We start from the raw sequence: 26134 nt of genomic DNA on the forward strand, positions 1-26134 counted from the left end.
CCTGCGTTCGGGCACACCGAGCCTAGGCGAGGTGCCGAGTGATGGGGCGAAGCGTTTTTGGTTACTTTTGGCGCTCTTCCAAAAGTGACCCGCTGTAAGAGCGGAACCATAAGCAGCCGTTACCAAAGAAACGGATATGTACCCACCCCTAACTCAACAACACCACCCCCCCGGCAACTCCGTACACCTAGCCCCATACGCATCGCGAATCAACAACGCCACCCCAGCCAACTGCTGCAAACTAAACCGCGCCTGCACCCGGCGCTGCCCCAGCTGCCTGTTCAGCAACACCAGCATCCCCGGCCGATAGCGATTAATCTCATCCACCACCGTCGCCAGCGTAGCGTTGTTGAACACCAGTACCTGCTCACGCCAAGCCACAACCGCCTGAGTATCCACCACCACCGGCTCGCCTACACCAGCAGCGCCGTAAGTCAGTTGACGCCCGCCCTCCAGGCGCACGCTACGCCCAGCAACCTCCACCGACAGCCAACCCTCGATACACGTTACACACACCGTCTGGTCAGTATTACGCAGATTAAAGCGAGCCTGCGCCGCACTCACCAACCCTTCGCCGGCCAATACCCTGAGCGGCTGCGCCACATGGGCGAGCACCTCAACCTCACCCTCCAGCAATTCGATGCCCTGCCCCACGCGGCTAACGCGGGTCTGGGTATTGAGTTCCAGGCTTATACCTTCGCTCAACAGCACCTGCCGCTGCTCACCCACCGCCGTGCGATAGTCCGCCGTAAGGCCGGAAAAACCGCCCGGTACGCCAACGCGCACCATCACCAGCGCTGCCGATGCGGCAATCGCACCGCCCAGGAATGCACGACGACCAAAGTGGCGCGGTTGCGAAACGCTTACGGCGGCCGGGACCAGTTGCTGCCACAACGCCCTGGCCTGTTCAAACGCCTGGGCATGCTCGGGGCTCTGGGCGCACCAGGCCTTGAGGGCCTTGGCGTCGGCCACGGTGGCGCGGCCCGAGGTCAGCAGGACCAGCCAATCGCGGGCTTCATCGTGCAGAGGGCTGGCGGCGGTTTCCCGGGCGGCGGAGAGGCTAAAAATATTCAAGCGCGCACATACTCACGGATTTATCAGGGACTCGACACTAAGACGGTTTTCCGGCCCCGGGACCGAACCGCTGGATCGCTTTTCTTTCCAGGCGCTTGGCACAGTGGCCCAGGGCGGCCTTGATTTCCTTCTCGACCATGCGCGTGGAAATCCCGAAACGCCGGGAGATTTCCAGGTGCGGTGCCTCTTCCAGGCGGGCGGCAATCAGGATCTTGCGGCGGCGCGCCGGTAACTCGTACAGGGCCTTGACCAGGGATTGGATTTCTTTCTGGCCACCCACCACCCGCGAGGGGTCCTGGGCTTCGTCGGCGCTTTGCAGCAGCTCTTCCACCTCGCTGCCGGTGAGCAGGCGCGCATCGGCCTGACGGCGGTCGGCGGCGATGTTCAAGGCCATGCGATACAGGTAGGCGTTGGGTTGCGCCAGGTTGGGCGGCACTTCCATGCGGTCGACCCGCAGGTAGGTTTCGTGCAGCACGTCGTTGGCCAGGTCCTCCGACCCCAGACGTTTGCGCAAGCGCACCTTGAAGTCTTCGTAAGACGCCAGGAACAAGCTGACCATCGTACTGTGCCCGGTATTTTTCATCCGCCCGAGGCTCCTTTTGCTGCTGTGCATTCCATGCGCGTTCCTGTTGTGTCGGGCATCAAAAGTAAAGTCACCGGCTGGCGCAGCGAACTCGGTGCGGGGCGTTCCACCCGCGTCGTGCCCAAACCGCGCACCAGTGCTTCATCGCGTTGTTCGTCGCCGGTGGAGCTGACCAACCGGCTGTGTTCGATCAGCCCTTCAGGGTTGACCCAGACCTGCACCAGCGCCCGAAAACTACCGGGGCGGGTCAGTGGCGACCGGCACAGGCTGACCTCGATGGCCTGCTGCAACGCCGTGGCGTAACTGTTGTTGATACGTGCGGCGTGACGCGTCGCCGCGCCCCGGGTAACGGGCGGCTGGCTGACCTCGGGCATCTGCAAGGTAAACGCATCGCTGCGTGCATAACGTGCCATCAGGCCACTCCCTGTCAGCAACATCGCCAGAGCCTCTTGCGCCGTGAAGCGCCCACGCACGCCGATGGAGCGCCGGCCCCGGGTCAACTCGCGGTCGACCAACACCGCCATACCGGTGGCGCGGCTGTAGGCTTGCAGCGCGTGTTCAAGGTCTTGCGCCGGCAGGTTCAACACCAGCAGCGGTGACTCTGCCCGCGCCGTTGCGCCACCGGCCAGCAGCAACAGCAAGACCAGGGCGCATACGGCGCGCCTCCAGGCCCCCTGTTCACCCCCTGCTCTGCATCGCTGCACGGCCGACGCGCCCTAGAAAACCGTCATCCTGAGGCCAGTTTATGAACCTGATGTTACGGTGATAGCAAAAAAAACATCACGGTGACCAGAGGCCCGCTGCACTACACTCCCGATCATTGACGGCCCACTCCCCGGGCCCGCCAGGAGGCCCGATGAAGCTGTTACCGACCCTCGCCAGCCTGTTGCTGTGCACCGCCCTGCCCTTCGCCGCCCAGGCTGACAGTTGCACGGAAGTCGCGGTGGATGGGTACAAGGCGCCCGACTATGGTTGCCTGAGCCAACAGATGGGCGCTGACACGAATGCAACCAAGGCCGCACAAAAAAACCGCGAAGCGCAGAACATTGCCGTCGACAAGCGCCTGCCGAACAAGGTGGGATTAGCCACCCCGGCGGCGACCAGCGTGCGCATGGGCAACACCTTCGGCACCTCGGTGAAGCCACAGCGGCCGTGAGCCTTTTTGACGGAATTTTCATATCCGCCCACCTATGATCGTCACTCTCGTTGGGGAGTAACCGGCTTCTGACCCTGTTGGAAGCGTTCGTATCAACATATTCGGCAGCCTGCCGTGGTGCGAACACCGTCGTTTCGGTTGGTGAGACCAGCGACACATCCATGCCTGAAGTCGGGCGTGTGGTTGTGTCGTTGTCTCATATAGCCCGACTGGAAGCCTGACCGTGAACCCCATTTCCCTGATCCTCCTCGCCTTGGCCATGTCCACGGACGCCTTTGCGGCGGCCATCGGCAAAGGCTCCAGCCTACACAAACCGCGTTTGACTGAAGCCCTGCGCGCCGGCCTGATCTTTGGCGTGATCGAAGCCATCACCCCGATGATTGGCTGGGCGATCGGCCATGCGGCCACACGTTGGGTGGAAAACTGGGACCACTGGATCGCCTTTACCCTGTTGCTCGCGCTGGGCTTGCATATGATCTACAACGGGCTCAAAGCCGACGATGAAGAGGTCGAAAAACCGACCCAGCATTCGTTCATGATCCTGGCCGTAACCGCCTTCGCCACCAGTATTGATGCGTTGGCAGTCGGCGTGGGCCTGGCATTTGTCAACGTGAATATCCTGGTGGCCTCCGCTGCCATTGGCCTGGCGACCATGACCATGGTAACCCTCGGCATGATGCTCGGCCGGGTGCTGGGCACAGTGGTAGGCAAGCGCGCCGAAATGGTCGGTGGTGTGGTGTTGATGCTGGTGGGGGCGACGATTCTTTACGAGCATCTCTCGGCCTGAAGCACGCCGAACGGCTTCATGTGGGAGCTGGCTTGCCTGCGATACCGGCACCTCGGTGTTTCAGGTACACCGAGGTGATTCCATCGCGGGCAAGCCCGGCTCCCGCACAAAGCAGGGCCCGCCGTTAAACCGGGGGTGGAATCAGGCGGCGCTGCGTTCCTTTTTCAGACTGTCCATATCGATCACAAACCGATACTTCACATCGCCCTTGAGCATCCGCTCATACGCCTCGTTGATGCCCTGGATATCAATCATTTCCACGTCCGAGACGATCCCGTGCTTGGCGCAGAAATCCAGCATGTCCTGGGTCTCCTGGATACCACCGATCAGCGAACCGGCCAGGCTGCGGCGTTTGAAGATCAGGCCGAATACCGCAGGCGATGGGTGCGGGCTGTCGGGCGCGCCGACCAGGGTCATGGTGCCGTCGCGCTTGAGCAGGTTAAGGAACACATCCAGGTTATGCGGCGCGGCAACGGTGTTGAGGATGAAATCGAGACTGTTGGCGACCTTGGCCATTTCATCCGGGTTCTTTGACACCACCACTTGATCGGCGCCCAGGCGCAGGCCGTCTTCGCGCTTGTTCGGTGAGGTGGTGAACAGCGTGACGTGCGCGCCCATGGCATGCGCGATCTTCACCGCCATATGCCCGAGGCCGCCCAGGCCGACCACGCCGACTTTCTTGCCGGGGCCAACCTTCCAGTGGTGCAGCGGCGAATAAGTGGTGATGCCCGCGCAGAGCAACGGCGCCACGGCGGCCAGGTTGGTGTCGTCGTGGGAGATGCGCAGCACGAACTTTTCCTTGACCACGATGCTGTCCGAATAGCCGCCGAAGGTGTTTTCACCGCCGAATACCGGGCCGTTGTAGGTGCCGGTAAAACCGTTCTCGCAGTATTGCTCCTCGCCCTCGGCGCAGGAGGCGCAGTGCTGGCAGCTGTCGACCATGCAGCCGACGCCGGCCAGGTCACCGACCTTGAATTTCTTGACGTTGCCGCCCACCGCCGTCACGCGGCCGACGATTTCATGCCCGGGCACCGAGGGGTAAAGGGTGTTGTGCCACTCATTGCGTGCGGTGTGCAGGTCGGAGTGGCAGACCCCGCAATAGAGGATATCAATCTGTACATCGTCAGCCCCCGGCGCACGGCGCTCGAAGGTAAAGGGCTTGAGGGCATCCTTGGCGTTCTGGGCGGCGTAGCTGTAAGTCTTGGCCATTTCGTTCACCTGTGTGATCTGACGGTAGAGGTCAGTGGACCAGCATAGACGCTGAACCGTTCAACCGAGCACGTCCATACAATCCGCTGCACGACACCCACCCTAAGCTACCGGCTTTCTAAAAGCACTGGAGAGTGGGCATGTTTGGACAAGTGAGGACGGTATCCCTGGCATTCACGCTGTTGGCCGCAGCCATGATGGACAGCGCCTTTGCGGCAACACCGGCGGTAGCCGTGGCACCGCAATACGACACCAGCCACGTCTATGTTGCGCCGGCCGACGTGGACCGGTTTGCCCAGAGCTTCCTGGCGACTTTCGGCGGCAAGAGCACAGCCCAAGTGGTGGTCAATGTGCTGCCGGTGCCCAGCAGCACCACCTCGCAATTGCTGCAGACGCCGGTCGGCACCGTCTCGCTGTTCGGCTTCACCACCCCCATCCCCCATCCCTTTGGCCAGGAACGCAACGGCTACCTGGTCCAGGACATGGACGTCGCCCTCAAGGCTGCCCGCGAAAACGGCGCGGCCGTGATCGTCAGCGATTTTCCCGACCCTATCGGGCGTGACGCGGTGGTGCAGTGGCCGGGCGGCGTGAACATGCAGCTCTACTGGCACACCAAAACCCCGGACTACGCTGCCTTCGAGAGTGTGCCGGAAAACCGTGTCTACCTCAGCGCAGACCGGGCGGACGCCTTCATCAAGTCATTCCTGGGCTTCTCCCACGGCAAAGTCCTGGCCGATGACAAGCACGCCCTTGGCGTCGATGTGGGCCAGGCCGGCAGTACCTATCGTCGCGTCGATATCCAATCACCGTTCGGGCGCATGGCAGTGCTGGTCACCAACGGCCAACTGCCCTACCCCTTCGGCCATGACACCACCGGCTACCAGGTGACTGACCTGACGGCCACCCTGGGCAAGGCCACCGGGTCCGGTGCCAAAGTCGTAGTGCCGGCTTTCGACAGCAAAGGCCGTCGTAGCGCGGTGGTTGAATTCCCTGGCGGTTACGTCGCGGAAATTCACCAGCTCAGCGCCAAAAAATGAGTTGCCGCACAGGCTGGAGCCTGGCCGTGCTGTGGCCGCTGCTGGTCGCTGGCGTCCACGCCGACGAGCAACCGACCCGCCCGGCCATCAAGGCCAATCGCTGGCAGGAGGACTGGTCCGTGCTCCAGAACCCGGCGCTGCGTACGCAACCGCTGGACAACCTGAAGTACCTCCCGCTGTCGAGCGCCAACCCGTTCACCTATCTGTCGCTGGGCGCGACCTTGCGTGAGCGCTTCGAGATGAACGACGCGAGTGGTTTTGGTGTGAAGAACGTGGACCGCGATCGCTACCTGATCCAGCGATTCCAGGTGCACGCCGACCTGCACCTGAATGAACACTGGCGGGTGTTCACCCAACTGGAAGATGTGCGGGCGTACGACAAGACCACGATCGGCGGTGCCGACCAGAACCGCGTCGACCTGCGCCTGGCGTTTGCCGAGTATGTGAATACCTTCAGCAGCGGCACCTTGAAGGCGCGTGTCGGGCGCCAGGATTTTGCCTTCGACCTGCAGCGTTTCATCTCCTCGCGGGACGGCCCGAATGTGCGGCAGTCCTTCGATGCGCTGTGGGCCGACTGGGAGACATCCAACTGGCGTTTTATCGGGATTGCCAGCCAGCCGGTGCAATATCAGGACGGTCGGCATTTCGACGACAAATCCAACAGCGATGCGCGCTTCCACCTGCTGCGGGTTGAGCGGCTGGTGGGCGGCAGCAACGAGCTGTCAGCCTACTACGGCGTGTATGAGCGCAGCGCGGCGCACTACCTGGACGCGGACGGCGACGAAACCCGGCACTTCTTCGACGCCCGCCTGGGCGGCGCGGCGCAGGGTTTTGACTGGGACATTGAAGCCATGCTGCAAAGCGGCTCGGTGGGCAGCAAGGATATCCGTGCCTGGGCCGGTGGCAGCCGCACCGGCTACACCTTCGACAGCCTGGCCTGGAAACCGCGCATCGGCCTGCAACTGGACATCGCCTCGGGCGACCGCAAGGCCGGCGACGGCAGCGTCGGCACGTTCAACCCGCTGTTCCCCAACGGCTACTACTTTTCCCTGGCGGGCTACACGGGCTACAGCAACCTGATCCACGTTAAGCCGTCGATTACGGTCAAGCCGATCGCCAAGCTCAGCGTGCAAACCGCTGTTGGCCTGCTGTGGCGGCAAACCACCAGCGATGCGGTCTACACCCAGCCCAACCTGCCGGTCGCCGGAACCGCCGGCCAGGGCGACCGCTGGACCGGGGCCTACGCGCAACTGCGCACCGACTATGGGTTCACGCCCAACCTGACGGGCGCCGTCGAAGCCGTGCATTACGCTGTCGGCCAGACGCTGCGTGATGCCGGAGGGGATAACAGCAATTACCTGGGGGTCGAACTCAAGTTCAGTTGGTAACCCCAAGCAAGCACACCCGTACAAGCCCTTTGAACTTTTAAGGGCAATAGTGACCCTCAATTTTCACACCACTCATCAAGGAATCTTTCCATGAGCACCTTCGTTGCCAAAGACGGTACCCAGATCTACTTCAAGGACTGGGGCAGCGGCAAGCCCGTGCTGTTCAGCCACGGCTGGCCGCTGGATGCCGACATGTGGGAATACCAGATGGAATACCTGAGCAGCCGTGGCTTTCGCACCATTGCGTTTGACCGTCGTGGCTTTGGCCGGTCGGACCAGCCCTGGACCGGCAACGATTACGACACCTTTGCCGACGACATCGCCCAGCTGATCGAACACCTGGACCTGGCGGACGTGACGCTGGTGGGCTTCTCCATGGGTGGCGGCGACGTGGCCCGCTATATCGCACGCCACGGTAGCTCCCGCGTAGCCGGCCTGGTGTTGCTGGGTGCGGTCACGCCGCTGTTCGGCCAGAAAGCCGATTACCCGCAAGGCGTGCCGACCCCGGTGTTCGACGGCATCAAGGAAGGGCTGCTCAAGGACCGTGCGCAGTTCATCGCAGACTTCAACACCCCGTTCTTCGGCATCAACAAAGGCCAGACCGTCTCCGAAGGCGTGCTGACCCAGACCCTGCAGATCGCGCTGCTTGCCTCGCTCAAGGCGACCGTGGATTGCGTCACCGCCTTCTCCGAAACCGACTTCCGCCCGGACATGGCCAAGATCGACGTGCCAACCCTGGTGATCCATGGCGATGGCGACCAGATCGTGCCGTTCGAAACCACCGGTAAAGTCGCAGCCGAGATGATCAAGGGCGCTGAACTGAAGGTGTACAAGGACGCGCCACACGGCTTCGCGGCCACCCACGCCCAGCAGCTCAACGAAGACCTGCTGGCGTTCCTGAAGCGCTGAACCGACTGCAACACCGCTCTCCTTATTTGGCCGGGCTTGCCCGGCCTTTTTTTGCTCAGGACAAACGCGTGCTCACCACCAGACGCCCGGGCCCTGCGATCAGCACACTGGTGAAGATGATCAGCAACAGCCAGCCGAACTGCCCTTCCAACAGCGTCCACTCCGGGTGCACCACCACCATGGCAATCAACAGCACCGCGAGGATCGGCAGGCACGCCAGGCGCACCAGCACCCCGGCGATGATCAGCAGCGGGCACAGCACTTCGGCAAAAATCGCCAGCAGCAGCGTCACGTGGGCCCCCAGATGAAACGGGTCCTCGATCAGTTTGAGCTGTTCGCTGTAGTTGAGCAGCTTGGGCAGGCCATGCACCCACAACAGGAACAGCGCCCCACTGCCCCGCAGAAACAACAGCCCCAGATCCGGTTTTTGTAATTCGTTCATAAGCGACCTGCACAGGTGAAAACCGCCGGCGTGTGCACGGCGGTCATGAGGGAAAGGCTTAATCGATCAGCGGCACATGCGCCGCACGTTTGTAGGGGCCGTATTCCACCGGTACCCATTGGAAGTGCTTGCCCTCGGCGGTGATATGCCCGATGCCCGGGAACGGCAAATGCGCCGCCGTCACCCAGATCTTGCTCGCGGCGGCCGCGCTGAACACCGCCTCACGGCTCTTGATTGCCTGTTGGCCATTCACGTCGAAGCCGATCGACACCTCAGGGTGCAGGAACTGCACGGCCAGGTTGTGCACCAGATCGCCCATGAACAGGATGCTCTGGCCCTGGGAGTTGAAACGGTAGGTGGTGCTGCCCGGCGTATGCCCTGGCTCCTGGGCCGTTTCGACGCCGTCGACCGGCAGCTTGCCTGGCTCGAAGGTCTTGAAGCGCCCGGCGGCGATGTAGGGCGCCGTCGAGTCCTGCGCGATCTTGAAAAAGCCTTTGGCGGCCTCCGGTGCCTTGGCCAGCGCCTGGGGGTCGAGCCAGTAATCGGCCTCGGCCTTGGCGGCGTAGATCGTGGCATTGGCGAAAATCGCCTGATGCTGGCCATCCACCAGGCCGCACACATGGTCCAGGTGCAGGTGGGTCAGCAGGATCGTGTCGACCTGGGACGGCTCATAACCGGCGGCCTTCATATTCGTCGAAAGCTGGCCGGCGGTGGCGCCGATGCACTGGCCGGCGCCGGTGTCTACCAGGATCAATTGCTTGCCGGTGTTGACCAGAAACGCGTTGAATGCGGTCTGCACGCCCGGGGTTTCAATCGAACGACGCGCCAGCAAAGCGCGGATCTGGCTTTGGGTCATGCCCTTGAGCAGCTTGGGCGACAGGTCGTTATAGCCGTCGAACAGCGCCGTGACCTCATAGTCGCCAACCGCCAGGCGGAAGTAGCCCGGCACCTGGGTGCCGACTTGCGCAGGCGCGGCGGCCAACGAATGCCCGGCGGCCAATGCCATTGCCAGCCCTAACGTACACACCCATTTTCTTGTCATTGCGTCACCCCTGAACATGCGTAAAGAGGTGGAGTGTGTGCCCGCAGCGACGCAGGAAATTGCAAGCCTGTGCTGACTACTCCCCGGTGCCGGCAAACCCGGCGACGATTTCATCGATGACTACCCGCACCCGTGCGGTGTGGCGCAGGTCGGCGTGGGTCACCAGCCACACGTCGTAGGGCAACGGCCGCGTGCGCTCCGGCCACAGGCGGACCAGGCCGTCCCTTTCGCCGGTGTACACCGGGATTTCGCCGATGCCGATCCCGGCCGCAATGGACCGGCGTACCAGCAAGCTGGAACTCAGGCTCGCAACAATCCGCCCGCGTCCCAGCGGCTCGCTGACCAGGGTCATGTCCTTTTGCGTCTCAAGGTAGGGCTGATAGACCACCAGATCATGCCCTTCAAACAGGCTGCCCGGCGGTGGCACACCCAGGCGGTCGATATACGCCTGGGAGGCAAACAGACCCACCGGCCAACGCGCAATGCGCCGTGCGATCAGGTCGGGATTGTCCGGGCGGGTGTTGCGCACGGCAATGTCGGTTTCACGTTTGGCCAGGCTCAGGAACTGGGTGGACGCGTCCAACTGCACCCGCACATCCGGGTGCTGGCGATGCAAGCGGGCAATCGCCGGGATCATGAAGTCGATAGCCAGCGAATCGGTGGTACTGACCCTCACGGTGCCCGTCAGGCGGTCATCCAGGCCCTGAATCTGGCGCTCCAGGTCGAGCGCCGAGCGCTCCATGTTCTCAACTGAGCGCAACGCGGCTTCACCGACGGCGGTCAGCGCGTAGCCTTCGGAGGTGCGCAGGAACAGGGTCGCGCTCAGGGACTTTTCCAGGGCATTGACCCGGCGGCCGACGGTGGCCTGGTCCACCCCCAACACGCGTGCGGCGCCGCGTAGCGTCGACTCGCGGCATACCGCCAGGAACACCCGTGCATCGTCCCAATTCATATCCCCCCTATTGATGCATATATGCATCAGAATGCCGTGTAATCGCTGCATTATTGCATCGTTAAACCTGGATATGCTGGGCGCCAGAGAAAAAATACTCAGGACAGCCCTCATGCAAACCCCACACACACGCAGCGCGGTCTGGTTGCCGATTTTCGCCGGCCTGTGCGCCAGCCTGGTCAGCATCGGCCTGGCGCGTTTTGCCTACACACCGTTGATTCCGAGCCTGATCCAGGCCCAGTGGTTTTCCGCCAGCGACGTGGTGTACCTCGGCGCCGCCAACCTGGTGGGCTACCTGATCGGTGCGCTGATCGGGCGCCCCATCGCCCAGCACACGTCCAACCAGACCGCGCTGCGGATCATGATGGTGGCGGTGACCCTGGCGTTTTTTGCCTGTGGTTTCCCGCTGTCGGTGGTGTGGTTCTTCGCCTGGCGCCTGCTGTCAGGCATCGCCGGTGGCGCGATCATGGTGCTGGTGGCCGCGACCGTGTTGCCCCATGTGCCGGTCGCACGGCGTGGCCTGGCCAGTGGCGCGATCTTCCTGGGCATCGGCCTGGGCATCGCCGGCTCCGGCACCGTGGTGCCGCCGCTGTTGAGCCTGGGCTTGCAGCAGACCTGGTTCGGCCTGGGCCTGTTGGCGCTGGTGCTGACCGCCGCCAGCTGGTTCGCCTGGCCTACCGGCTCGGTGCATGAGGCACCGGCCCCCTCGGACACCCCCGCGCCGACGCCATCCGGTGTCTACCTGTTGTTCGCCCAGTACGCCTTTATGGCAGCGGGCCTGGTGCCGGCCATGGTGTTCCTGGTGGATTACGTGGCACGTGGGCTGGGTGACGGCGCGCATATCGGCGCGATGATCTGGGTGATGTACGGCCTGGGTGCGATTGTCGGGCCGGTCACTTATGGGTTCCTCGCCGATAAGCTCGGTGCCCGGGTGAGTATCCGCGTGGTGCTGGTGGTGCAGGCGATTGCCGTTGGCCTGCTGCCGTTGGCTGGCTCGTTCAGCGCCCTCGCCGTGCTGGCCGTGATCCTCGGTTCGTTCCCGCCCGGCATCGTGCCGCTGGCCCTGGCACGGGTGCATGAATTGCTGCCCAACCATCACCAGCAACAAGTTGCCTGGAGCCGTGCCACCGTGTCGTTCGCGACGTTCCAGGCGCTGTCCGGCTTTGCCTACTCGGCACTGTTCAACAGCAGCGGCGGCCAGCATGCGCTGCTGTTCATGCTCGCGGCAGCGTCGATTGTGGTCGCACTGTTACTGGAGCTGGGCATGCTTGTGCTGAACCGCCGCCCCCTCACTACGGTCCCAACCCATACGCTCATCGCTGCAGGTACTCTGAAATGACGCTTCCTAAAGAAATGACCCTGATCGAAATCACCGCCCCCGGCGGCCCCGAAGTGCTGCAGCCGCGCCGGGCGGATGTGCCGGTAGCCGGCCCCGGCGAGATCCTGATTCGCGTGCATGCCGCCGGCGTCAATCGCCCCGACGCCTTGCAGCGCGCCGGCAAGTACCCGATGAAGCCTGGCATGAGCCTGATTCCCGGGCTGGAAGTGGCCGGTGAAGTGGTGGCGCTGGGCGACGGGGTCAAGGACTACGCGCTCGGTGACAAGGTGTGCGCCCTGACCAATGGCGGCGGCTACGCTCAGTTTTGCAGCGTGCCGGCCAGCCAGGCGTTGCCTATCCCTGCAGGCATGGACTGGATTCAAGCCGCCGCCGTGCCGGAAACCTTCTTCACCGTCTGGGCCAACCTGTTCGGCCTCGGCGGCGCACATAAAGGTCAGAGCGCGTTGATCCACGGTGGCACCAGCGGCATCGGTACCACGGCGTTGATGCTGTGCCGCGAGTTCGGTATCCAAGCGTTCGCCACTGCCGGCAGTGCCGATAAATGCGCAGCCATCGCCAAGCTAGGTGGTGAGCCGATCAATTATCGCGAGCAGGACTTCGCCCAGGTGATTGCCGAGAAAACCGCCGACAAGGGCGTCAACGTGGTGCTCGATATCATGGGTGGCTCGTACCTGAGCAACAACCTCAAGGCCCTGGCCATGGAGGGGCGCCTGGTGATGCTGGGCTTCCTCGGCGGCGCCAAGGGCAACGACGTTGACCTGCTGACCATCATGGCCAAGCGCGCAATCATCACCGGCTCGCTGTTGCGCTCACGCACCCGGGACGAAAAGGCCGCGATTGCCGCGCAATTGCACGAACACGTATGGCCGGTGCTGGCCGCCGGGCGGTGCCTGCCGATCATCGACAAAGTGTACGAATACACCGACGCCGCCCAGGCCCATGCACGGATGGAAGGTGGGGATCATATCGGCAAGATTGTGTTGCGGGTGGAGTGAATACCCTGCTTGTTGGGGTTGAGTGGGGTTGGGCGGGCTTGTTGTGGCGAGCGGGCTTGCCCGCGTTGGGGCGCGAAGCGGCCCTGAAACCAGGCGCCGCGGTCTGACACTCAGTGCGCGGTGAACCTATTGGGGCCGCTTCGCAGCCCAACGCGGGCAAGCCCGCTCGCCACGCAAGTCCACTCGCCACAACAGGCCCGCCCAGCCATAACAAGCGGGCTGCTGTTAGTCCGTGATCAGTCGGTATACACCGGATAGTCGATATACCCCTCCTCACCGCCGCCATACATCCCCTCTGCCCGCAGCTCGTTCAACGGCCAGCCGTTGAATAGCCGCTGCGGCAGGTCTGGGTTGGCAATGAACGGCCGCCCGAACGCAATCAAATCCGCCAGCCCTGCGTCTACCAGGCGTGCACCGCGCTCGGCGGTGTAGCGGCCGGCGTAGATAATGCGGCCGCTGAAGGTGTCGCGCACGGCCTGGCGGAACGTGTCGGGCAGGTCGGGCGCGTTGTCCCAGTCGGCTTCGGCGATGGACACGTAGGCGATGCCCGACGCCTCCAGCACTTTGATCGCTTCGATATAGGTGTGATGCGGGTCTTCTTCCACCAGGCCGATATACACGCGGTCCTGATCGGTGCCGCTGAACAACGGCGAAAAACGCACGCCGAGGCGTTCCGGCCCGACCATCTTGCACACCGCCTCGACGATCTCGCGCAAAAAGCGCAGGCGGTTTTCCAGCGAACCACCGTACTCGTCCTCACGCTGGTTGGCATGTGCCGAGATGAACTGGTTGACCAGGTAACCGTTGGCCGAGTGAATCTCTACCCCGTCAAACCCGGCGTCCAGCGCATTGCGGGCGGCTTGTGCGTAGTGCCCGACCAACGCCTGGATTTCCTGCACACTCAGTGCGCGAGGCACCGGCGGTTGCATCAGCTCACCGACGCCCGGCCCGGTTTCGATAAAGGCTTTTGCTTGCAGGGCCGGGAGCGCCGACGGCGCGACCGGCGCGGCGCCGTCTGGTTGCAACGCGTTATGCGACACACGCCCCACATGCCACAGCTGAGCAAAAATCACCCCGCCCTCGGCATGCACCGCCTCGGTAACTGTGCGCCAGCCGTCGATCTGCGCGGGCGAGTAAATCCCCGGCGTCCAGGCGTAACCCTGGCCACGCGGCTCGATCTGCGTGCCTTCGCTCACCATAAAACCGGCACCGGCACGCTGGCGGTAATACTCGGCCATCAACTCGGTGGCGATATCGCCGGGTTGTGCGCTGCGCTGACGGGTCAATGGCGGCAACACCACGCGGTTATTCAAGCGGTGATGGCCGAGTTGCACCGGGGTATTTAAAACATGATCAGTCATACGGATATTCCAAACTCTGGGCGAACTAAAGCATTGGCGACTCATTCGAGTCGCCAATGAATAGAACGCGTTATTAACTTAAGCGGTAAGTTTCAGCAGGGCTTTGGCCACATCGCTGGAACTTGCAGGGTTCTGGCCGGTGATCAACACACCATCTTCCAATACAAAGGATGCCCAATCGGCGCCCTTCTCATAGTTGCCGCCCAGTTTCTTGAAATCATCTTCAATCAGGAACGGCACCACATCGGTCAGGCCCACTGCCGCCTCTTCCGAGTTGGAGAAGCCGGTAACGCGACGGCCCTTGACCAGCGGCTCGCCATTCACCGCCTTGACGTGGCGCAGGGCACCCGGGGCGTGGCAGACAAAACCGATAGGCTTACCGGCGCGCTCAAAGGACTCGATCAGCGCGATGGACACCGGCGACTCCGCCAGGTCCCACAGCGGCCCGTGGCCACCTGGGTAGAACACCGTGTCGAAATCGGCGGCGTTGACCGTGTCCAGCTTGACCGTGTTGGCCAGGGCTTGCTGGGCAGCCGGGTCGGCGGCAAAGCGGCGGGTCTGCTCGGTTTGGGCGTCCGGCTGATCACTCACCGGGTCCAGCGGCGGCTGGCCACCGGCCGGGGAAGCCAGCACCAGTTCGGCACCGGCGTCCTTGAACACGTAATAGGGTGCAGCAAATTCTTCGAGCCAGAAGCCGGTCTTGCGGCCGGTGTCGCCAAGCTGGTCGTGAGAGGTCAGTACCATTAATACTTTCATTTTCCAGTGCCTCGATCAGTGTGAATATCAGTGTTTTCAGGGCCACCCAACAGCTGGCGGGTGAGCAGCAGCGCCTCGTCAAAAGGCGCAGGTGTTCGGGTGATCTTGCTCATGACGCTGGCGCCCAGCCATAACGCGTACAGCTGCCGGGCCAAGGCGTGCGGGCTGTGTTGCAGTAACAACGAGCCGTCTTCAACGCCGCGCTGCATGGCCACGGCGAGTAAATCGATGGTGCGTGAGGTGCCGCGCTGCAATGCCAGGCGCATGGGTTCTGAAAGGTCTGACACCTCCGCACCCAGTTTGACGGCAAGGCATTTGCCGGCATCGGTGCAGCCGGTCTGGTTGTCGATCCAACTTTGCCAATAGCGCATCAACTTAGCGTGCTGGGATAAACCCGGCGAGTTGAACAGTTGCTCCACCCCCTGCACATAGTTATCAAAGTAGCTGTCGAGCAAGACCACGCCAAACGCATCTTTGGAGTTGAAGTAGTGATAAAACGAACCTTTAGGCACCTCGGCGGCTTGAAGTATTTCGTTCAGGCCCACCGCAGAAAACCCTTTGGCGCCGACAATAGGCCGTGCACTTTCGAGAATGGTCTGCCTTGCACTTTTAGTTTCACCGCTCATGCTTCGCTCCCACCGATTAGACCAGTCGTCTAGTTCGTTGGGTGAATGTTAGGAGCCAGGCAAAACTCGCACAATGTCATATCCGCAAGGATTCCGGACATGGCGCAAAGTCGGTTGCCGTTTTCCTGGCAGCCGCCGACAATCCCCCCTCCTACCCCCAAGGAGACATGCGATGCACAGCGTTGCGCTGATGGTTTACCCGAACTTCCAATCCCTGAGCCTCAGCCTGGGCTCGGTGTTCGAGTGCGCGAACCTGCTGCGCGGCGAGCCGGCGTATGAGTTTCACCTGGTGTCGGAGGCCGGCGGTGCGGTGATGACCTCCCAGGGTTTTTCGGTGAATACCACGCCGATCCGCGCCCAGGGCTATGACACGTTGATTGTCAGCGGCTACCTGGAATTTCGCCTGCCGGAAGCCAACCTGCTGGAACTGGTCAAGGCGGCGTCCGCGCAATCGCGGCGGATCGCCTCGCTGTGCATGGGCATTTTCGTGCTGGCCGAGGCCGGATTATTGGACGGCAAGCGCGCCACCACCCACTGGATTCATGCCCCGGCGTTCCGCAAGTGCTACCCGGATATCCGCCTGGAAGAAGACAAGCTGTTTGTGGTGGACGGCCAGGTCTGGACCGGCGCCGGCATGAGCGCCGGCGTCGACCTGGCACTGGCCATGGTCGAGAACGACCTGGGCGGCGACCTCGCCCGACGCATTGCACGCAAGCTGGTGATTGCCCAGCGCCGTGGCAGCGAGCAGTCGCAGTTGTCAGCGTTATTGGAACTGGACCCCAAATCCGACCGCGTGCAACTGGCCCTGGCCTACGCCCGCGAGAATCTCACGCACGATTTGTCGGTGGAGGCCCTGGCCGATGTCGCCCGGCTCAGCCCGCGCCAGTTCAGCCGGGTGTTCCGCGAAGAAACCGGGCAAACACCGGCCAAGGCCATCGAGTCCTTAAGAGTCGAAGCCGCCCGGGCGATGATGGAAACCAGCCGCCACCCGGTGGAAGTGGTGGCCCGTGAAACCGGCTTCGGCGACCGCGAGCGCATGCGCCAGGCATTTCTGCGCGCCTTCGGCCAACCGCCCCAAGCCATGCAACAAGCCTTTAATGCAGGGCCGCCCGCGTAATCAGGTAACTCACCAACTGCGGGTCATCCTCCAGCTCGAGGGTCTGCACCGGGCGTGGCAGGTTATCCAGCACCGTGCGCCAGAACGCCTGGGACACTTCATCCTGGTCAAAAAACCGCACCAGCCAATCGGCCTCGCCGCTGCACAGCACCTGTGTGGCGATGGCGCGGCCAATGCCTTTGCGGCGGTAGCGCTTGAGGATAAACAGGTCGGCCAGTTCCAGGGCGTCGATACCCGGCAACTCGCTGCCTTCGATCAGCAGGAAACCGGCAATGTAGCCATCGACCAACAGCAAGTTGGCGCTCCATTGCGGGTCTTGCCAGTAGCGGTTCAGGTGCTCGTCATGGATGTAGAAGCGGCCGTCCGCCTCGACATCCTCCTGCTCCCAGTCTGACGACTCATAGGCGTAGTACTGGTAGAGATTACGGATCAGCTCGGCTTCTTCAGGGCCGGTCTGGATCAATTCGACGGTGGTTTCAGGCATGGGGCTCTCAGTGAAAAAACGCAGGGCGCCATTGTTCACAAAACCCTTGCGCAGGCCAATACATTGTCAAACCTTTCTGTTTGCTGAACCGAATGCGGATTTGTCTGGCCGCGCCCAAATTCCCGAAACATTTAGAATAAACTCCGCCGGTTTCCCAACCTCTTTTTTCAAGGGCATGCATTTTGACAAACGTCTGTTCCGCCGGCCTGGATGTGGGCTTTGCCTCCCTGGATTACCTGCAGATCTTTATCCTGGGCGTGATCCAGGGCATTACCGAGCTGTTGCCGGTGTCTTCCACGGCGCATATGCGGGTGGTGCCCGCCCTGCTCGGCTGGCAAGACCCGGGCTCGGCGTTTTCGGCGGCGATGCAGTTGGCGGCGCTGGCGGCGGTGGTCAGTTACTTCTGGCGGGATGTGCAGCAGGTGGTCACCGGCAGCATTGGCGCAGTGCGCCGCAGTGACTACAACGACCGCTGGTTCAAACTCGCGGTGGCGATTGTGCTGGCGACGCTCCCGATCGGGGTGGCCGGCCTGGCCTTGTCTTCGACCTTGAACGCCTGCAACTCACCGTTGCGCGGCCTGATGGTGATCGGCATTTCCTGCGTGGTGATGGCGGTGTTGCTGGCGGCGGCGGAGTTGCGTGCCCGGCATACCCGGGACATGAGCCAGATGCGCCTGCGTGACGCGTTGATTGTCGGCATTGCGCAGATCGGCGCGCTGATTCCGGGCGTATCGCGCTCCGGTTCGACGCTGACCGCGGCGCTGTTCCTCAATTTCAAACGTGAAGAGGCGGCGCGTTTTTCCTTCCTGCTGGGCCTGCCGGCCATCGCCCTCGCCGGCTTGAAGGAACTATGGGTGCTGCTGCACGCCGACTTGCCCGCGCACGCCTGGCCGCATCTGCTTTTCGGCCTGGTGGTGGCGAGTGTCTCGGCGTTCTTTGCGATCTGGGGCCTGATGAAGTTCCTGGAGCGCTTCTCCACCTGGCCGTTCGTGATCTACCGCGCACTGCTGGGGGTGTTTTTGATTGTGGCGGTCAGTACCGGGTTGTTGAGCTGAGGCCGCACACATCTCATGTGGGAGCTGGCTTGCCTGCGATGGCGGTGTGTCAGGCAGTACATCCTTCGACGGGTACACCGCTATCGCAGGCAAGCCAGCTCCCACAGATGAGTCACGTTGCCAGCGATATTGCCGACCGCGCAGATCAGCCGATCATTTCTGACACTCCTGCCACAGGTTGCGGATCAGCGTCTTCATCTTCAGCGCCTCGGCCCAGCGATCGCTGATTTCACGGCCATCGGCGCCGGTGATGGCATAGGGTGGCGGGCCCAGTTCGCAGGTGAAGGACAGGCTTTGCGCCGCGTCGGCGCGGGCCAGCCAGTCCTGGATACCGTAGCGCCACCAGCCGACAAAGCGCTCGACCCAGGCTTGGTGCTGCGCAAAATCCAGCGAGACCTGCACCTGTTCGCTGCTGGCCACTCGGCCGTGGAAACCCCAACTGTGGCGCAGGATGCTGCGTATTTGCTGGTCATCCTCGAGTGCGCCGGGCTCGGGCAACTCGCGGCCGACCACGTAATGCGACAAGTCGGCGAGCAGCTTCAGGTCGGGCATTTGCGCCAGTAGATCAAGGGTGAACAGCAGGTCGCTGGTGAGGCGATAACGGTGGGTTTCCAGCAACACGGGGAAGTCCACCTGCTCGGCCAGCCGCTGCCAGCCTTCGATCAGCCTGACCGCCTCGGCCTGGGTGCGCGGACGCACATCGGCCTGCAGGGTGAGGTGGTGGCAGCCGTAGCGGCTGATCACATCCAGCGCGGCGGCCAGGTCGTCCACCGATTGCGGGAACAATTGGCCCTCGATCTGCAAGCCCCGGGCAGCAGCGGCGGCGTGCAGGCGCGGCACCTCGGCGGGTTGCCAGTAATGGTCGGTGACGCCGTCGAAGCCGGCGGCGGCGATCCGCTCAAGCTGCGCCTCAAGAGAACCCGGCTCGGTCTGCATGGCCCACAGCGATTGGAACACCAGAAATTGGCGCATGGTCAGCCTCGCAGCAATGGTTTAAGGGGCAGCGTGGCATCGGCCAGGCTGCTCGGGTTGAGCACAATGCCCGCGCTGATCAGCCGCTCGCACAGCTTGATATCCTTGGCCACACTGTTGCCCGGCGCCCAGCCGCAGGCGCCCTGCAAACGGTGTTCGGCATCCAGGTAAAACAGCAGCAGGCCCCCGCCGGGCAGGTTGCGGCTGACGCTCAGCGCGGTGATTACGCCCACGGTCTGCAAGCCCCAGTCGTATTGGTCGGACCAGAAGCCGGGGAGCGCTTCGAACGGCAGTTCGCGCCCCAACAGGTTCAGGGCCGCATGCCGCCCCTGGGCTTCAGCATTGCGCCAGGTTTCCTGGCGCTGGTACTCGCCACCCAAGCGAAACTCGCACACATCGCCGGCCGCGTAGATATCCGGCGCGCTGGTGCGCAACTGCGCGTCGACGCGAATGCCCTGCCCGGTTTCCAGGCCCGCCGCCACGGCCAGTTCAATGTTGGGTTGCATGCCGATGCCGACCACCACCAAGTCACACGGCAAGCGTGTACCGTCCATCAACAGCACGGCGTCGGCCTGGATCGATTCCAGCGCCACGTTCAAGCGCACGTCCACCCCCTGAGCGCGATGCAGGGCCAGCAACGCTTCACTGATCATCGGCGGCAATACCCGGCCCGCCAGGCGCGGCCCGGCTTCCAGCAACGTGACCTCACAGCCCAGGCTGCGAGCGGTGGCGGCCACTTCCAGGCCGATAAACCCACCGCCCACCACCACCAGCAGTGCCCCGGGGCGCAACGCGGTTTTCAGCGCCAGCGCTTCATCGTGAGTGCGCAGGTACAGCACATTCGCCTGTGCCTGGGCCAAACGCCGCGCCCTGCCCCCGGTGGCCAGCAGCAAACCGGCATAGGTCAGCCACTGCCCGTCGGCCAATTGCAAGCGATGCTGCGGCGGGTCCAGTTGGCTGACCGGGTTGCCGGCGATATGTTCGATGCCCAACTCGGCCAGCCGTGCGCTGTCGCACAGGCTGCAGCCCGCCAGGTCCATGCTGCCCTGCAACAGGCCCTTGGACAGCGGCGGCCGCTCGTAGGGCAAATGCGGCTCGTCGCCGATCAGGATCAGCCGCCCGCTGTAGCCTTCTTCGCGCAGGGTGAGCGCCGCACGGCCACCGGCATGGCCGGCACCGACGATGATCAGGGGAGTATTCATCATCAAGCCGTGACGGCGAGCAACACCCGCCCCGCTTCGACCCGCACCGGGTAGGTCTTGAGGTTGACGCACACCGGCGCGCCCAGGGCCTTGCCGGAGCGGTAATCGAAGCGCCCGTTGTGCTTGGGGCATTCGATCACGTGGTCCATCACCAGGCCGTCGGCGAGGTGGATTTTTTCGTGGGTGCACAGCCCGGCCGTGGCGAAAAACTCATTCTCGGCCGAGCGGTACACCGCGTAGGTGTGCGGCCCGTGGTCGAAGCGCAGCACGTCCTCTTCGTCTATTTCGCCCACGGCGCAGACGTCGATCCATTGATCGTTCATGGCATATATCTCCAAATGACTGACTGACCCTGTGGCAAGCGGGCTTGTTGTGGCGAGCAGGCTTGTTGTGGCGAGCGGGCTTGCCCGCGTTGGGCTGCGAAGCGGCCCCAAGATCAACCCCTCAGGTTTGTCTGAAAGAATGCAGTGAGTTTTATTGGGGCTGCTCCGCAGCCCAACGCGGGCAAGCCCGCTCGCCACGGCCAGCTTGCTCGCCACTTTTTGCACCCTCATCACTGTTGGAAGTGTTCGCCAGTGGGCGCTGCACGAAATACGTCGGGTCGCTGCGCTGCTTCCAGATCGTCGGCAGGATTTCTTTGTACGCCTCAAAAATATTCGCGTACGGCGGTGGGCAGTCACTGCGGATCTCTTCGTGCAGTTGTGCCAGGGCGTGGTACGGCACCATCGGGTACATGTGGTGCTCGAGGTGGTAGTTCATGTCCATGTAGATAAAGCGCAGCACGCGGTTCATGTAAATGGTGCGGCAGTTGCTGCGGTGGTCCAGCACATCTTCGGCCAGGCCCACATGCTGGGTGAGGCCGAACAGGTAGCCGAGCCAGGCGCCGTAAATACTCGGCAAGCCAATCAGCATCAGCGGCAACCAGCTGTGCAGGTACAACGCACTACCAATGACCACAGCATAAATGCCGACCCAGATCCGCGCTGCGCGGAACACCTTGGGCCATTCGGATTCGGGGATGAAGTCCGCTTCCTGGGCACTCATCTTGCCGATGGCATGGCGCGCTACGCCGCTGAAGGTCTTCCAGGCCAGGGGCAAGTTGAACAGGCTCAGAAACATCATCAGAAAACTTGGCGGGCGCGGTTCAACGATCTCCGGGTCACGGCCGACCACGATGGTGTCGGTGTGGTGCCGTGCATGGCTCCAGCGCCACACATGGGGTTCGAAAATGCACATGAAGCTGGCGACCTGGTACAGCCCGTCGTTCATCCAGCGGGTCTTGAACGCGGTGCCGTGGCCGGTTTCGTGCCAGCGCGGGTTGGAGGCGGTGCCGTAGAGCACGCCGTAGGCGATGAAGAACGGCACGCAGGCCCACGAGCCCCAGAACCAGTAGCCACCAAAGCCGGTGACCAGCAGCGCGGTTATCCAGAGGGCGGTGTCGCGCAACGCCGGGCCGTCGCGGCGTTGCATCAGTTCTTTCATGCGTTTACGGGAAATCGGCGACTGGTACCAACTGGCCGAGACCAGGCCTTTTTCCGCCGCGCGGGCGGCTTCCGGGCCGGTGAGACTGTAGTCGCGACGAGCGCGGTAAGCGGTGTGTTCAGGCATTGTTATTGTTCTCCGCAAGCGTGGGGTAACAGGTGCTTTGCGAAGAAACGATAGAGCGCGGGTAAATCCCCCTCAAGGGCTTGAATCCATTCCCTATCAAGCTATCATCCAGGCCCAGCGGGGCTTGATAGTTTTCTATCAAGACGCACAAGGGGCCTGTCATGAACAACAATAAACGCCCAACCATCGCCACCGTGGCCGCCCAGGCGGGCCTCAGTGTGGCCACTGTCGACCGGGTGTTGAACGCCCGTGCGCCGGTCAACCCGGACACCGCCGAACAGGTGTTCCAGGCCGCCGAAGCCGTGGGCTACTTTGCTGCGCGGCTGATCGGCCAACGCATCCGTGAACGCCGCCCCACCTACCGCTTCGGCATTCTGCTGCTGGGCACCGCGCAGGCGTTCTATGCCAACCTGGCGCAGTCAATCAGCGACGCCGCGCAGCACCACGCCACCGCCAACTTGAGCTGCCAATTCGAATACATCAACGACCGCACGCCCAGCGCCATCGTCGCGCAGATCGAGCAACTGGCCGTGCAATGCGACGCCCTCGCCGTGGTCAGCTTCGCCCACCCGCTGATCAACGCCTGCCTGGCGCAGATCCGCGAAGCCGGCGTGCCGGTGGTGGCGCTGCTCTCGGACATCCACGAGCAAGCCCTTGAACCCTATGTGGGCCAGGACAACCGCGTGGTCGGGCGCACCATGGGCTGGCTGCTGGCCCGCACCTGCGGCGCACGCAAAGGCAGCGTGGGGATCCTGCTGGGCGGCCACCGCTTCCTCGGCCACCAGGCGCGGGTCGAAGGGCTGCACAGCTACCTCGCCGAACACGCCCCGGGCCTCAAGCCGTTGGAGCCGCTGATCAACCTGGACAACTGCGACATCACCGAAGAAGCCACCCTCGACCTGCTCACCCGCCACACCGACCTGCGCGGCCTGTGCGTGGTGGGCGGCGGCGGTGACGGGGTAATCAGCGCCCTGGCGCAACTGCCCAAGCGCCCGGCGCTGTGCTGCATTTTGCAGGAGTCTACCGAGCTGTCGCGCCAGGCGCTGAGCCGGGGTTTGATCGATGTGGTGATGGATTCGCAGCCGGGGCAAACGGGTACGGCGCTGGTGCAGTTGCTGGTGGAGTTGCAGAGTGCCGAGGGGTTTGATCCGGGGCGGCATCGGGTGCATATACCGCCGCAGATTGTGACGTCGGAGAACCTGGGTGGCTGAAACCCACTGTCTAAACGCAGGCAGACAGGTGGGAGCTGGCTTGCCAGCGCCTACATAGAGCGCATTTCACTGTTTGATCGGCGGGGCTGGTGGCATTTGGTCATGGTTTGTAAAAGGCCAGCAAGGCAGGTCCCTTTTAATTGCAGGACGTTTCCTAGACAATCCCTGCCGCCTTGTGCCTGCTGGAATCGGTGGCTAGTCTGCGATCCGTCACTGCCAATTCAGTGATCGGGTTTAGTCGCCCGGATTTGGAGCAGGCGCATCGCCCATGAAGCTTTATGGTGGCTGTGCGCAGGGCGCCCTTGGGCGCGCCGGATGCTCCTGACCGGTCGACTAACCTGCGTACAGCCGCCACCCTACGTTTAGTCGCGAAGCGTGTCGGCTCCATGATCATTCAGGAGCTACACAATGAATAAGCCCGTCCCCGATCCACCCCTCAGTTCGGCCAAAGACCGCGCCGCCTTCAACCGCGCCATCGACCATTACCTGCCCCCTCAGGGTGTGCAAATCGAAGACCTGAGCTTCGAAGATGCCCTGCTCTACACCGCCAGTGTGCTCGACAGTGCCTCGGCGACCGCGCTGGATTGCGGTGAAACGCTCACAAGTCCCGAGCGGGCGAAAATTCTGGCGGTGTGGCATCTGCTGGAGATTGCCAAGACCACCGTGGATCGCTCCATCGAGTGCCTGAAACCCACTGCCTGAGTGGGAGCTGGCTTGCCAGCGCCTACAGTTGAACCTCAACCGCCACGAAAATCTGCGGCATTCAGCCCAAACCGGCTCATCTTGTTATACAGCCCGCCCCGCGACACATTCAGTTGCCGGGCGGCCAGGCGGATATTGCCGCCGGTAGCGGTAAGCGCGGCGACGATGGCGTGCATTTCGTGGCTGCTCAAATCCTGCGCGGGCTGCGGCTCGTAGGGACGCAGCGGGGTTCGCTGCCTGGTTTCCAGTGGCAGATCGGACGCCTGGATCAGTTCACCCATCGCCAGGTTGGTCGCCCGTTCGATGCTGTTTTCCAGCTCGCGCACATTGCCCGGCCAGCTGTAGTCCGCCAGCAACTCCAGCGCCTGCGGCGAAAACCCTGCACCGTCTTACGCAGCGAACGGGCACAGCGCGTGAGGAAGTGCCGCGCCAGCAGCGGGATGTCTTCGCGGCGCATGCGCAGCGGCGGCACGGTCAGGTTCAGTACGTTGAGCCGGTAGTAGAGGTCTTCGCGAAACGCGCCTTCGGCCACCGCCTGGCTGAGGTTGCGGTGGGTGGCGGCGATGATGCGCACATCCACTTGGCGCGAATTTTTTGCACCGACGCGGGTAATTTCGCCTTCCTGCAACACGCGCAACAAACTGACTTGGGCGTCGAAGGACATATCGCCGATTTCATCCAGAAAAATCGTGCCGCCATCGGCCAGCTCGAACTTGCCCGCCGAGCCGCCACGGGCCGAGCCGGTGAAGGCGCCCTCGACATGCCCGAACAGCTCGCTTTGCACCAAGTCCCGTGGGATCGCGCCGCAGTTGACCGCCACAAATGGGCCACTGGCGCGGTCGCTGGCGTTATGGATGGCCTGGGCAAACAGCTCCTTGCCGGTACCGCTTTCGCCGAGGATCAGGGTAGTGGACTCGCTGCGACTGGCGATGCGCGCCAAGTGCAACGCGTCCTGAATCGCTCGCGAGGTGCCCTGGATAGTCTCAAAGGTGTAGCGCGCCTGAGTGCTGATAATGCGCCGGGTGATTTCGCGAATCCGCCGGTTTTCGCGCAGCGACACAATCACCCCACCCTCCTCCAGCGGGCACACCGACACCAGGCAGGCAAGCTGGCTGCGGTCCTGCAGGTGGAAGGTGCAATCGAGGTCACGCACCGGCTCACCCAGCACGTTCAACTCGCTGCGGCCCAGGCGCTGGAAGGGACTGCCGATCAGTTCCAGCCCCACCCCGAACAGTTGCCGGGCATAGCGGTTAAGGGCCTTGATGCAGCCGCGCTGGTCAAGCACCACCAGCCCTTCGTTGAGTACTTCGAGCACGGCTTGCTGTTCGGCCAGCAGCGCTTGCAGGGCCATTTGCCGTGAGACCGCATCGGCAGCGGCCTGCACGGTGCCAAGGGTGTGGAAGTGAAACCAGCCGGGCTCAGCGGTAAGGGTCAGCATGGCCAGGGTCTGGCCCTGGGCATTCTTGATCGGCGCAGCGGCGCAGTGCATGCGACGGCGGCGCAGGCCGCTGCCGAAGTTTTCCTCGGCCAGCACGTACACCAGGCGGTCTTCGGCCAGGGCCACGCCGGTGCAGTTGGTGCCTTGCACCGACTCCAGCAGGCGGCTGCCGATGGGGGTGATGTCCAGCCCGCAGAAATACAGGGTAGTGCCGTCGGCATCGGTCAGGTTGATATGGCCTCGGGGGTTGTAGGCCAACAAACCGCGCATCACCTGCGCCGCTGCGGCGATCAGCACGCGATGCTCGGCAACGGTCGCCGCCAGGGTCTCGGGGGTGACGAAACGGTAGTGGCTGTCATCCGGGTCGATACCCGCGTCGACGCTGCGCCGCCACGAATCCCAGATCACCTGCCGCACCTCCCCCGGGCGCTCGACCTGGCCGGCCAGGCATGCGTGCCACGCCTGCTCCAGCGCTGCCACCGGGCCCCCGTTCAGCGAGGCCGGGCCCAGGGCCGTCAAGTAGTCGAGGTCTTGCACGTTGAAGGCCATGCTCATCAAGGGGCATCCATGTTCATGTTTTTGACATGTCAGTATAGGCATGTCATCAAAATGAACATGTTTTGTTTAGTAAATTTTATAAATCCATGTTTATCAATGACTTACAAATTGGCACAGCCTTTGCTCTTAGC

Annotated in this window: 26 protein-coding genes and 1 pseudogene; 11 read left to right on the forward strand and 16 right to left on the reverse strand. The window is 62.9% G+C overall.

Annotation, left to right across the window (positions count from 1 at the left end; all coding sequences use genetic code 11):
* Positions 1 to 153: 153 nt before the first annotated feature.
* The 3 genes from LRS56_14285 to LRS56_14295 are packed head-to-tail and all read right to left on the reverse strand — an operon-like array spanning position 154 to position 2298.
* Positions 154 to 1074, reverse strand: a complete 921-nt coding sequence (locus LRS56_14285) for a DUF4880 domain-containing protein (protein ID WDU65501.1) — start codon at positions 1072 to 1074, stop codon at positions 154 to 156.
* 37 nt (positions 1075 to 1111) lie between these two features.
* Complete coding sequence (locus LRS56_14290) at positions 1112 to 1657, reverse strand: RNA polymerase sigma factor (protein WDU65502.1); 546 nt, start codon at positions 1655 to 1657, stop codon at positions 1112 to 1114.
* Positions 1654 to 2298, reverse strand: a complete 645-nt coding sequence (locus LRS56_14295) for a TonB-dependent outer membrane receptor (GenBank protein WDU65503.1) — start codon at positions 2296 to 2298, stop codon at positions 1654 to 1656. The genes LRS56_14290 and LRS56_14295 overlap by 4 nt, the downstream gene beginning before the upstream one ends.
* A 215-nt stretch (positions 2299 to 2513) precedes the next feature.
* Here LRS56_14295 and LRS56_14300 point away from each other — a divergent pair, with 215 nt between their 5' ends.
* Positions 2514 to 2813 (forward strand): hypothetical protein, encoded by a 300-nt coding sequence (locus LRS56_14300; GenBank protein ID WDU65504.1) that lies wholly within the window; start codon positions 2514 to 2516, stop codon positions 2811 to 2813.
* Between the two features lie 223 nt (positions 2814 to 3036).
* Entirely contained in the window at positions 3037 to 3600 is a 564-nt protein-coding gene (gene mntP / locus LRS56_14305; protein WDU65505.1) for a manganese efflux pump MntP, read from the forward strand.
* Positions 3601 to 3741: 141 nt separating this feature from the next.
* Here the strand turns inward: mntP and LRS56_14310 are convergent, their stop codons facing one another.
* Positions 3742 to 4809 carry an NAD(P)-dependent alcohol dehydrogenase gene (locus tag LRS56_14310; protein ID WDU65506.1) on the reverse strand — a complete coding sequence of 356 codons (1068 nt, stop codon included), beginning with the start codon at positions 4807 to 4809 and terminating at the stop codon, positions 3742 to 3744.
* Positions 4810 to 4949: 140 nt separating this feature from the next.
* Between LRS56_14310 and LRS56_14315 the strand changes: the two genes are divergently transcribed.
* The 3 genes from LRS56_14315 (at position 4950) to LRS56_14325 (ending at position 8143) form a co-directional block, all read left to right on the forward strand.
* The gene (locus LRS56_14315; protein ID WDU65507.1) at positions 4950 to 5846 is read left to right on the forward strand and encodes a glyoxalase; all 897 of its coding nucleotides are present in this window, start codon (positions 4950 to 4952) and stop codon (positions 5844 to 5846) included.
* Positions 5843 to 7234, forward strand: coding sequence for an alginate export family protein (locus LRS56_14320; protein WDU65508.1), 1392 nt, complete (start codon positions 5843 to 5845; stop codon positions 7232 to 7234). Before LRS56_14315 ends, LRS56_14320 begins: the two co-directional genes overlap by 4 nt.
* 90 nt (positions 7235 to 7324) lie before the next feature.
* Positions 7325 to 8143: an alpha/beta hydrolase gene (locus tag LRS56_14325; protein ID WDU65509.1), complete on the forward strand. Its 819-nt coding sequence runs from the start codon at positions 7325 to 7327 to the stop codon at positions 8141 to 8143.
* Positions 8144 to 8198: 55 nt separating this feature from the next.
* Here LRS56_14325 and LRS56_14330 read toward each other — a convergent pair whose 3' ends face one another.
* The 3 genes from LRS56_14330 to LRS56_14340 form a co-directional block, all read right to left on the reverse strand.
* Positions 8199 to 8585 (reverse strand): DoxX family protein, encoded by a 387-nt coding sequence (locus LRS56_14330; protein ID WDU65510.1) that lies wholly within the window; start codon positions 8583 to 8585, stop codon positions 8199 to 8201.
* Positions 8586 to 8643: 58 nt separating this feature from the next.
* Positions 8644 to 9627 carry an MBL fold metallo-hydrolase gene (locus LRS56_14335; protein ID WDU65511.1) on the reverse strand — a complete coding sequence of 328 codons (984 nt, stop codon included), beginning with the start codon at positions 9625 to 9627 and terminating at the stop codon, positions 8644 to 8646.
* Between the two features lie 76 nt (positions 9628 to 9703).
* Complete coding sequence (locus LRS56_14340) at positions 9704 to 10579, reverse strand: LysR family transcriptional regulator (GenBank protein WDU65512.1); 876 nt, start codon at positions 10577 to 10579, stop codon at positions 9704 to 9706.
* 112 nt (positions 10580 to 10691) lie between these two features.
* On the opposite strand from LRS56_14340, the gene LRS56_14345 reads away from it, so the two are divergent.
* Together LRS56_14345 and LRS56_14350 are read left to right on the forward strand one after the other, a co-directional pair.
* Positions 10692 to 11918, forward strand: coding sequence for a YbfB/YjiJ family MFS transporter (locus tag LRS56_14345; GenBank protein WDU65513.1), 1227 nt, complete (start codon positions 10692 to 10694; stop codon positions 11916 to 11918).
* Positions 11915 to 12913, forward strand: coding sequence for an NAD(P)H-quinone oxidoreductase (locus tag LRS56_14350; GenBank protein WDU65514.1), 999 nt, complete (start codon positions 11915 to 11917; stop codon positions 12911 to 12913). The genes LRS56_14345 and LRS56_14350 overlap by 4 nt, the downstream gene beginning before the upstream one ends.
* Before the next feature lie 236 nt (positions 12914 to 13149).
* Here the strand turns inward: LRS56_14350 and LRS56_14355 are convergent, their stop codons facing one another.
* From LRS56_14355 to LRS56_14365, 3 genes are all read right to left on the reverse strand, one after another.
* On the reverse strand, positions 13150 to 14274 hold the full coding sequence (locus LRS56_14355; GenBank protein ID WDU65515.1) for an alkene reductase: 1125 nt from the start codon (positions 14272 to 14274) through the stop codon (positions 13150 to 13152).
* Between the two features lie 78 nt (positions 14275 to 14352).
* Positions 14353 to 15030 (reverse strand): type 1 glutamine amidotransferase domain-containing protein, encoded by a 678-nt coding sequence (locus LRS56_14360; GenBank protein WDU65516.1) that lies wholly within the window; start codon positions 15028 to 15030, stop codon positions 14353 to 14355.
* Positions 15027 to 15656: a TetR/AcrR family transcriptional regulator gene (locus LRS56_14365; protein WDU65517.1), complete on the reverse strand. Its 630-nt coding sequence runs from the start codon at positions 15654 to 15656 to the stop codon at positions 15027 to 15029. Before LRS56_14365 ends, LRS56_14360 begins: the two co-directional genes overlap by 4 nt.
* 172 nt (positions 15657 to 15828) lie before the next feature.
* On the opposite strand from LRS56_14365, the gene LRS56_14370 reads away from it, so the two are divergent.
* A complete protein-coding gene (locus LRS56_14370; GenBank protein WDU65518.1) occupies positions 15829 to 16773 on the forward strand; it encodes a GlxA family transcriptional regulator in 945 nt (314 codons plus the stop codon).
* Here the strand turns inward: LRS56_14370 and LRS56_14375 are convergent.
* Positions 16751 to 17257: a GNAT family N-acetyltransferase gene (locus tag LRS56_14375; protein ID WDU65519.1), complete on the reverse strand. Its 507-nt coding sequence runs from the start codon at positions 17255 to 17257 to the stop codon at positions 16751 to 16753. The genes LRS56_14370 and LRS56_14375 overlap by 23 nt on opposite strands.
* Before the next feature lie 182 nt (positions 17258 to 17439).
* Between LRS56_14375 and LRS56_14380 the strand changes: the two genes are divergently transcribed.
* Positions 17440 to 18312, forward strand: a complete 873-nt coding sequence (locus LRS56_14380; GenBank protein WDU65520.1) for an undecaprenyl-diphosphate phosphatase — start codon at positions 17440 to 17442, stop codon at positions 18310 to 18312.
* Between the two features lie 153 nt (positions 18313 to 18465).
* Here the strand turns inward: LRS56_14380 and LRS56_14385 are convergent, their stop codons facing one another.
* The 4 genes from LRS56_14385 to LRS56_14400 all read right to left on the reverse strand — a co-directional run bounded on the left by LRS56_14385 (position 18466) and on the right by LRS56_14400 (position 22094).
* Positions 18466 to 19284: a sugar phosphate isomerase/epimerase gene (locus LRS56_14385; protein WDU65521.1), complete on the reverse strand. Its 819-nt coding sequence runs from the start codon at positions 19282 to 19284 to the stop codon at positions 18466 to 18468.
* 2 nt (positions 19285 to 19286) lie between these two features.
* Complete coding sequence (locus tag LRS56_14390; GenBank protein WDU65522.1) at positions 19287 to 20486, reverse strand: FAD-dependent oxidoreductase; 1200 nt, start codon at positions 20484 to 20486, stop codon at positions 19287 to 19289.
* 2 nt (positions 20487 to 20488) lie between these two features.
* Positions 20489 to 20809 carry a MocE family 2Fe-2S type ferredoxin gene (locus LRS56_14395; GenBank protein WDU65523.1) on the reverse strand — a complete coding sequence of 107 codons (321 nt, stop codon included), beginning with the start codon at positions 20807 to 20809 and terminating at the stop codon, positions 20489 to 20491.
* A gap of 151 nt (positions 20810 to 20960) precedes the next feature.
* Positions 20961 to 22094 (reverse strand): fatty acid desaturase family protein, encoded by a 1134-nt coding sequence (locus LRS56_14400; GenBank protein ID WDU65524.1) that lies wholly within the window; start codon positions 22092 to 22094, stop codon positions 20961 to 20963.
* 161 nt (positions 22095 to 22255) lie between these two features.
* Here LRS56_14400 and LRS56_14405 point away from each other — a divergent pair, with 161 nt between their 5' ends.
* Together LRS56_14405 and LRS56_14410 are read left to right on the forward strand one after the other, a co-directional pair.
* Positions 22256 to 23305: a LacI family DNA-binding transcriptional regulator gene (locus tag LRS56_14405; GenBank protein WDU65525.1), complete on the forward strand. Its 1050-nt coding sequence runs from the start codon at positions 22256 to 22258 to the stop codon at positions 23303 to 23305.
* Between the two features lie 408 nt (positions 23306 to 23713).
* The gene (locus LRS56_14410; protein WDU65526.1) at positions 23714 to 24007 is read left to right on the forward strand and encodes a hypothetical protein; all 294 of its coding nucleotides are present in this window, start codon (positions 23714 to 23716) and stop codon (positions 24005 to 24007) included.
* A gap of 35 nt (positions 24008 to 24042) precedes the next feature.
* Here the strand turns inward: LRS56_14410 and LRS56_14415 are convergent.
* Positions 24043 to 26000: pseudogene (locus tag LRS56_14415) on the reverse strand (sigma 54-interacting transcriptional regulator).
* Positions 26001 to 26134 lie beyond the last annotated feature (134 nt).

This window comes from Pseudomonas poae (assembly GCA_028869255.1).
In the GTDB taxonomy this organism is placed as follows: domain Bacteria; phylum Pseudomonadota; class Gammaproteobacteria; order Pseudomonadales; family Pseudomonadaceae; genus Aquipseudomonas; species Aquipseudomonas poae_C.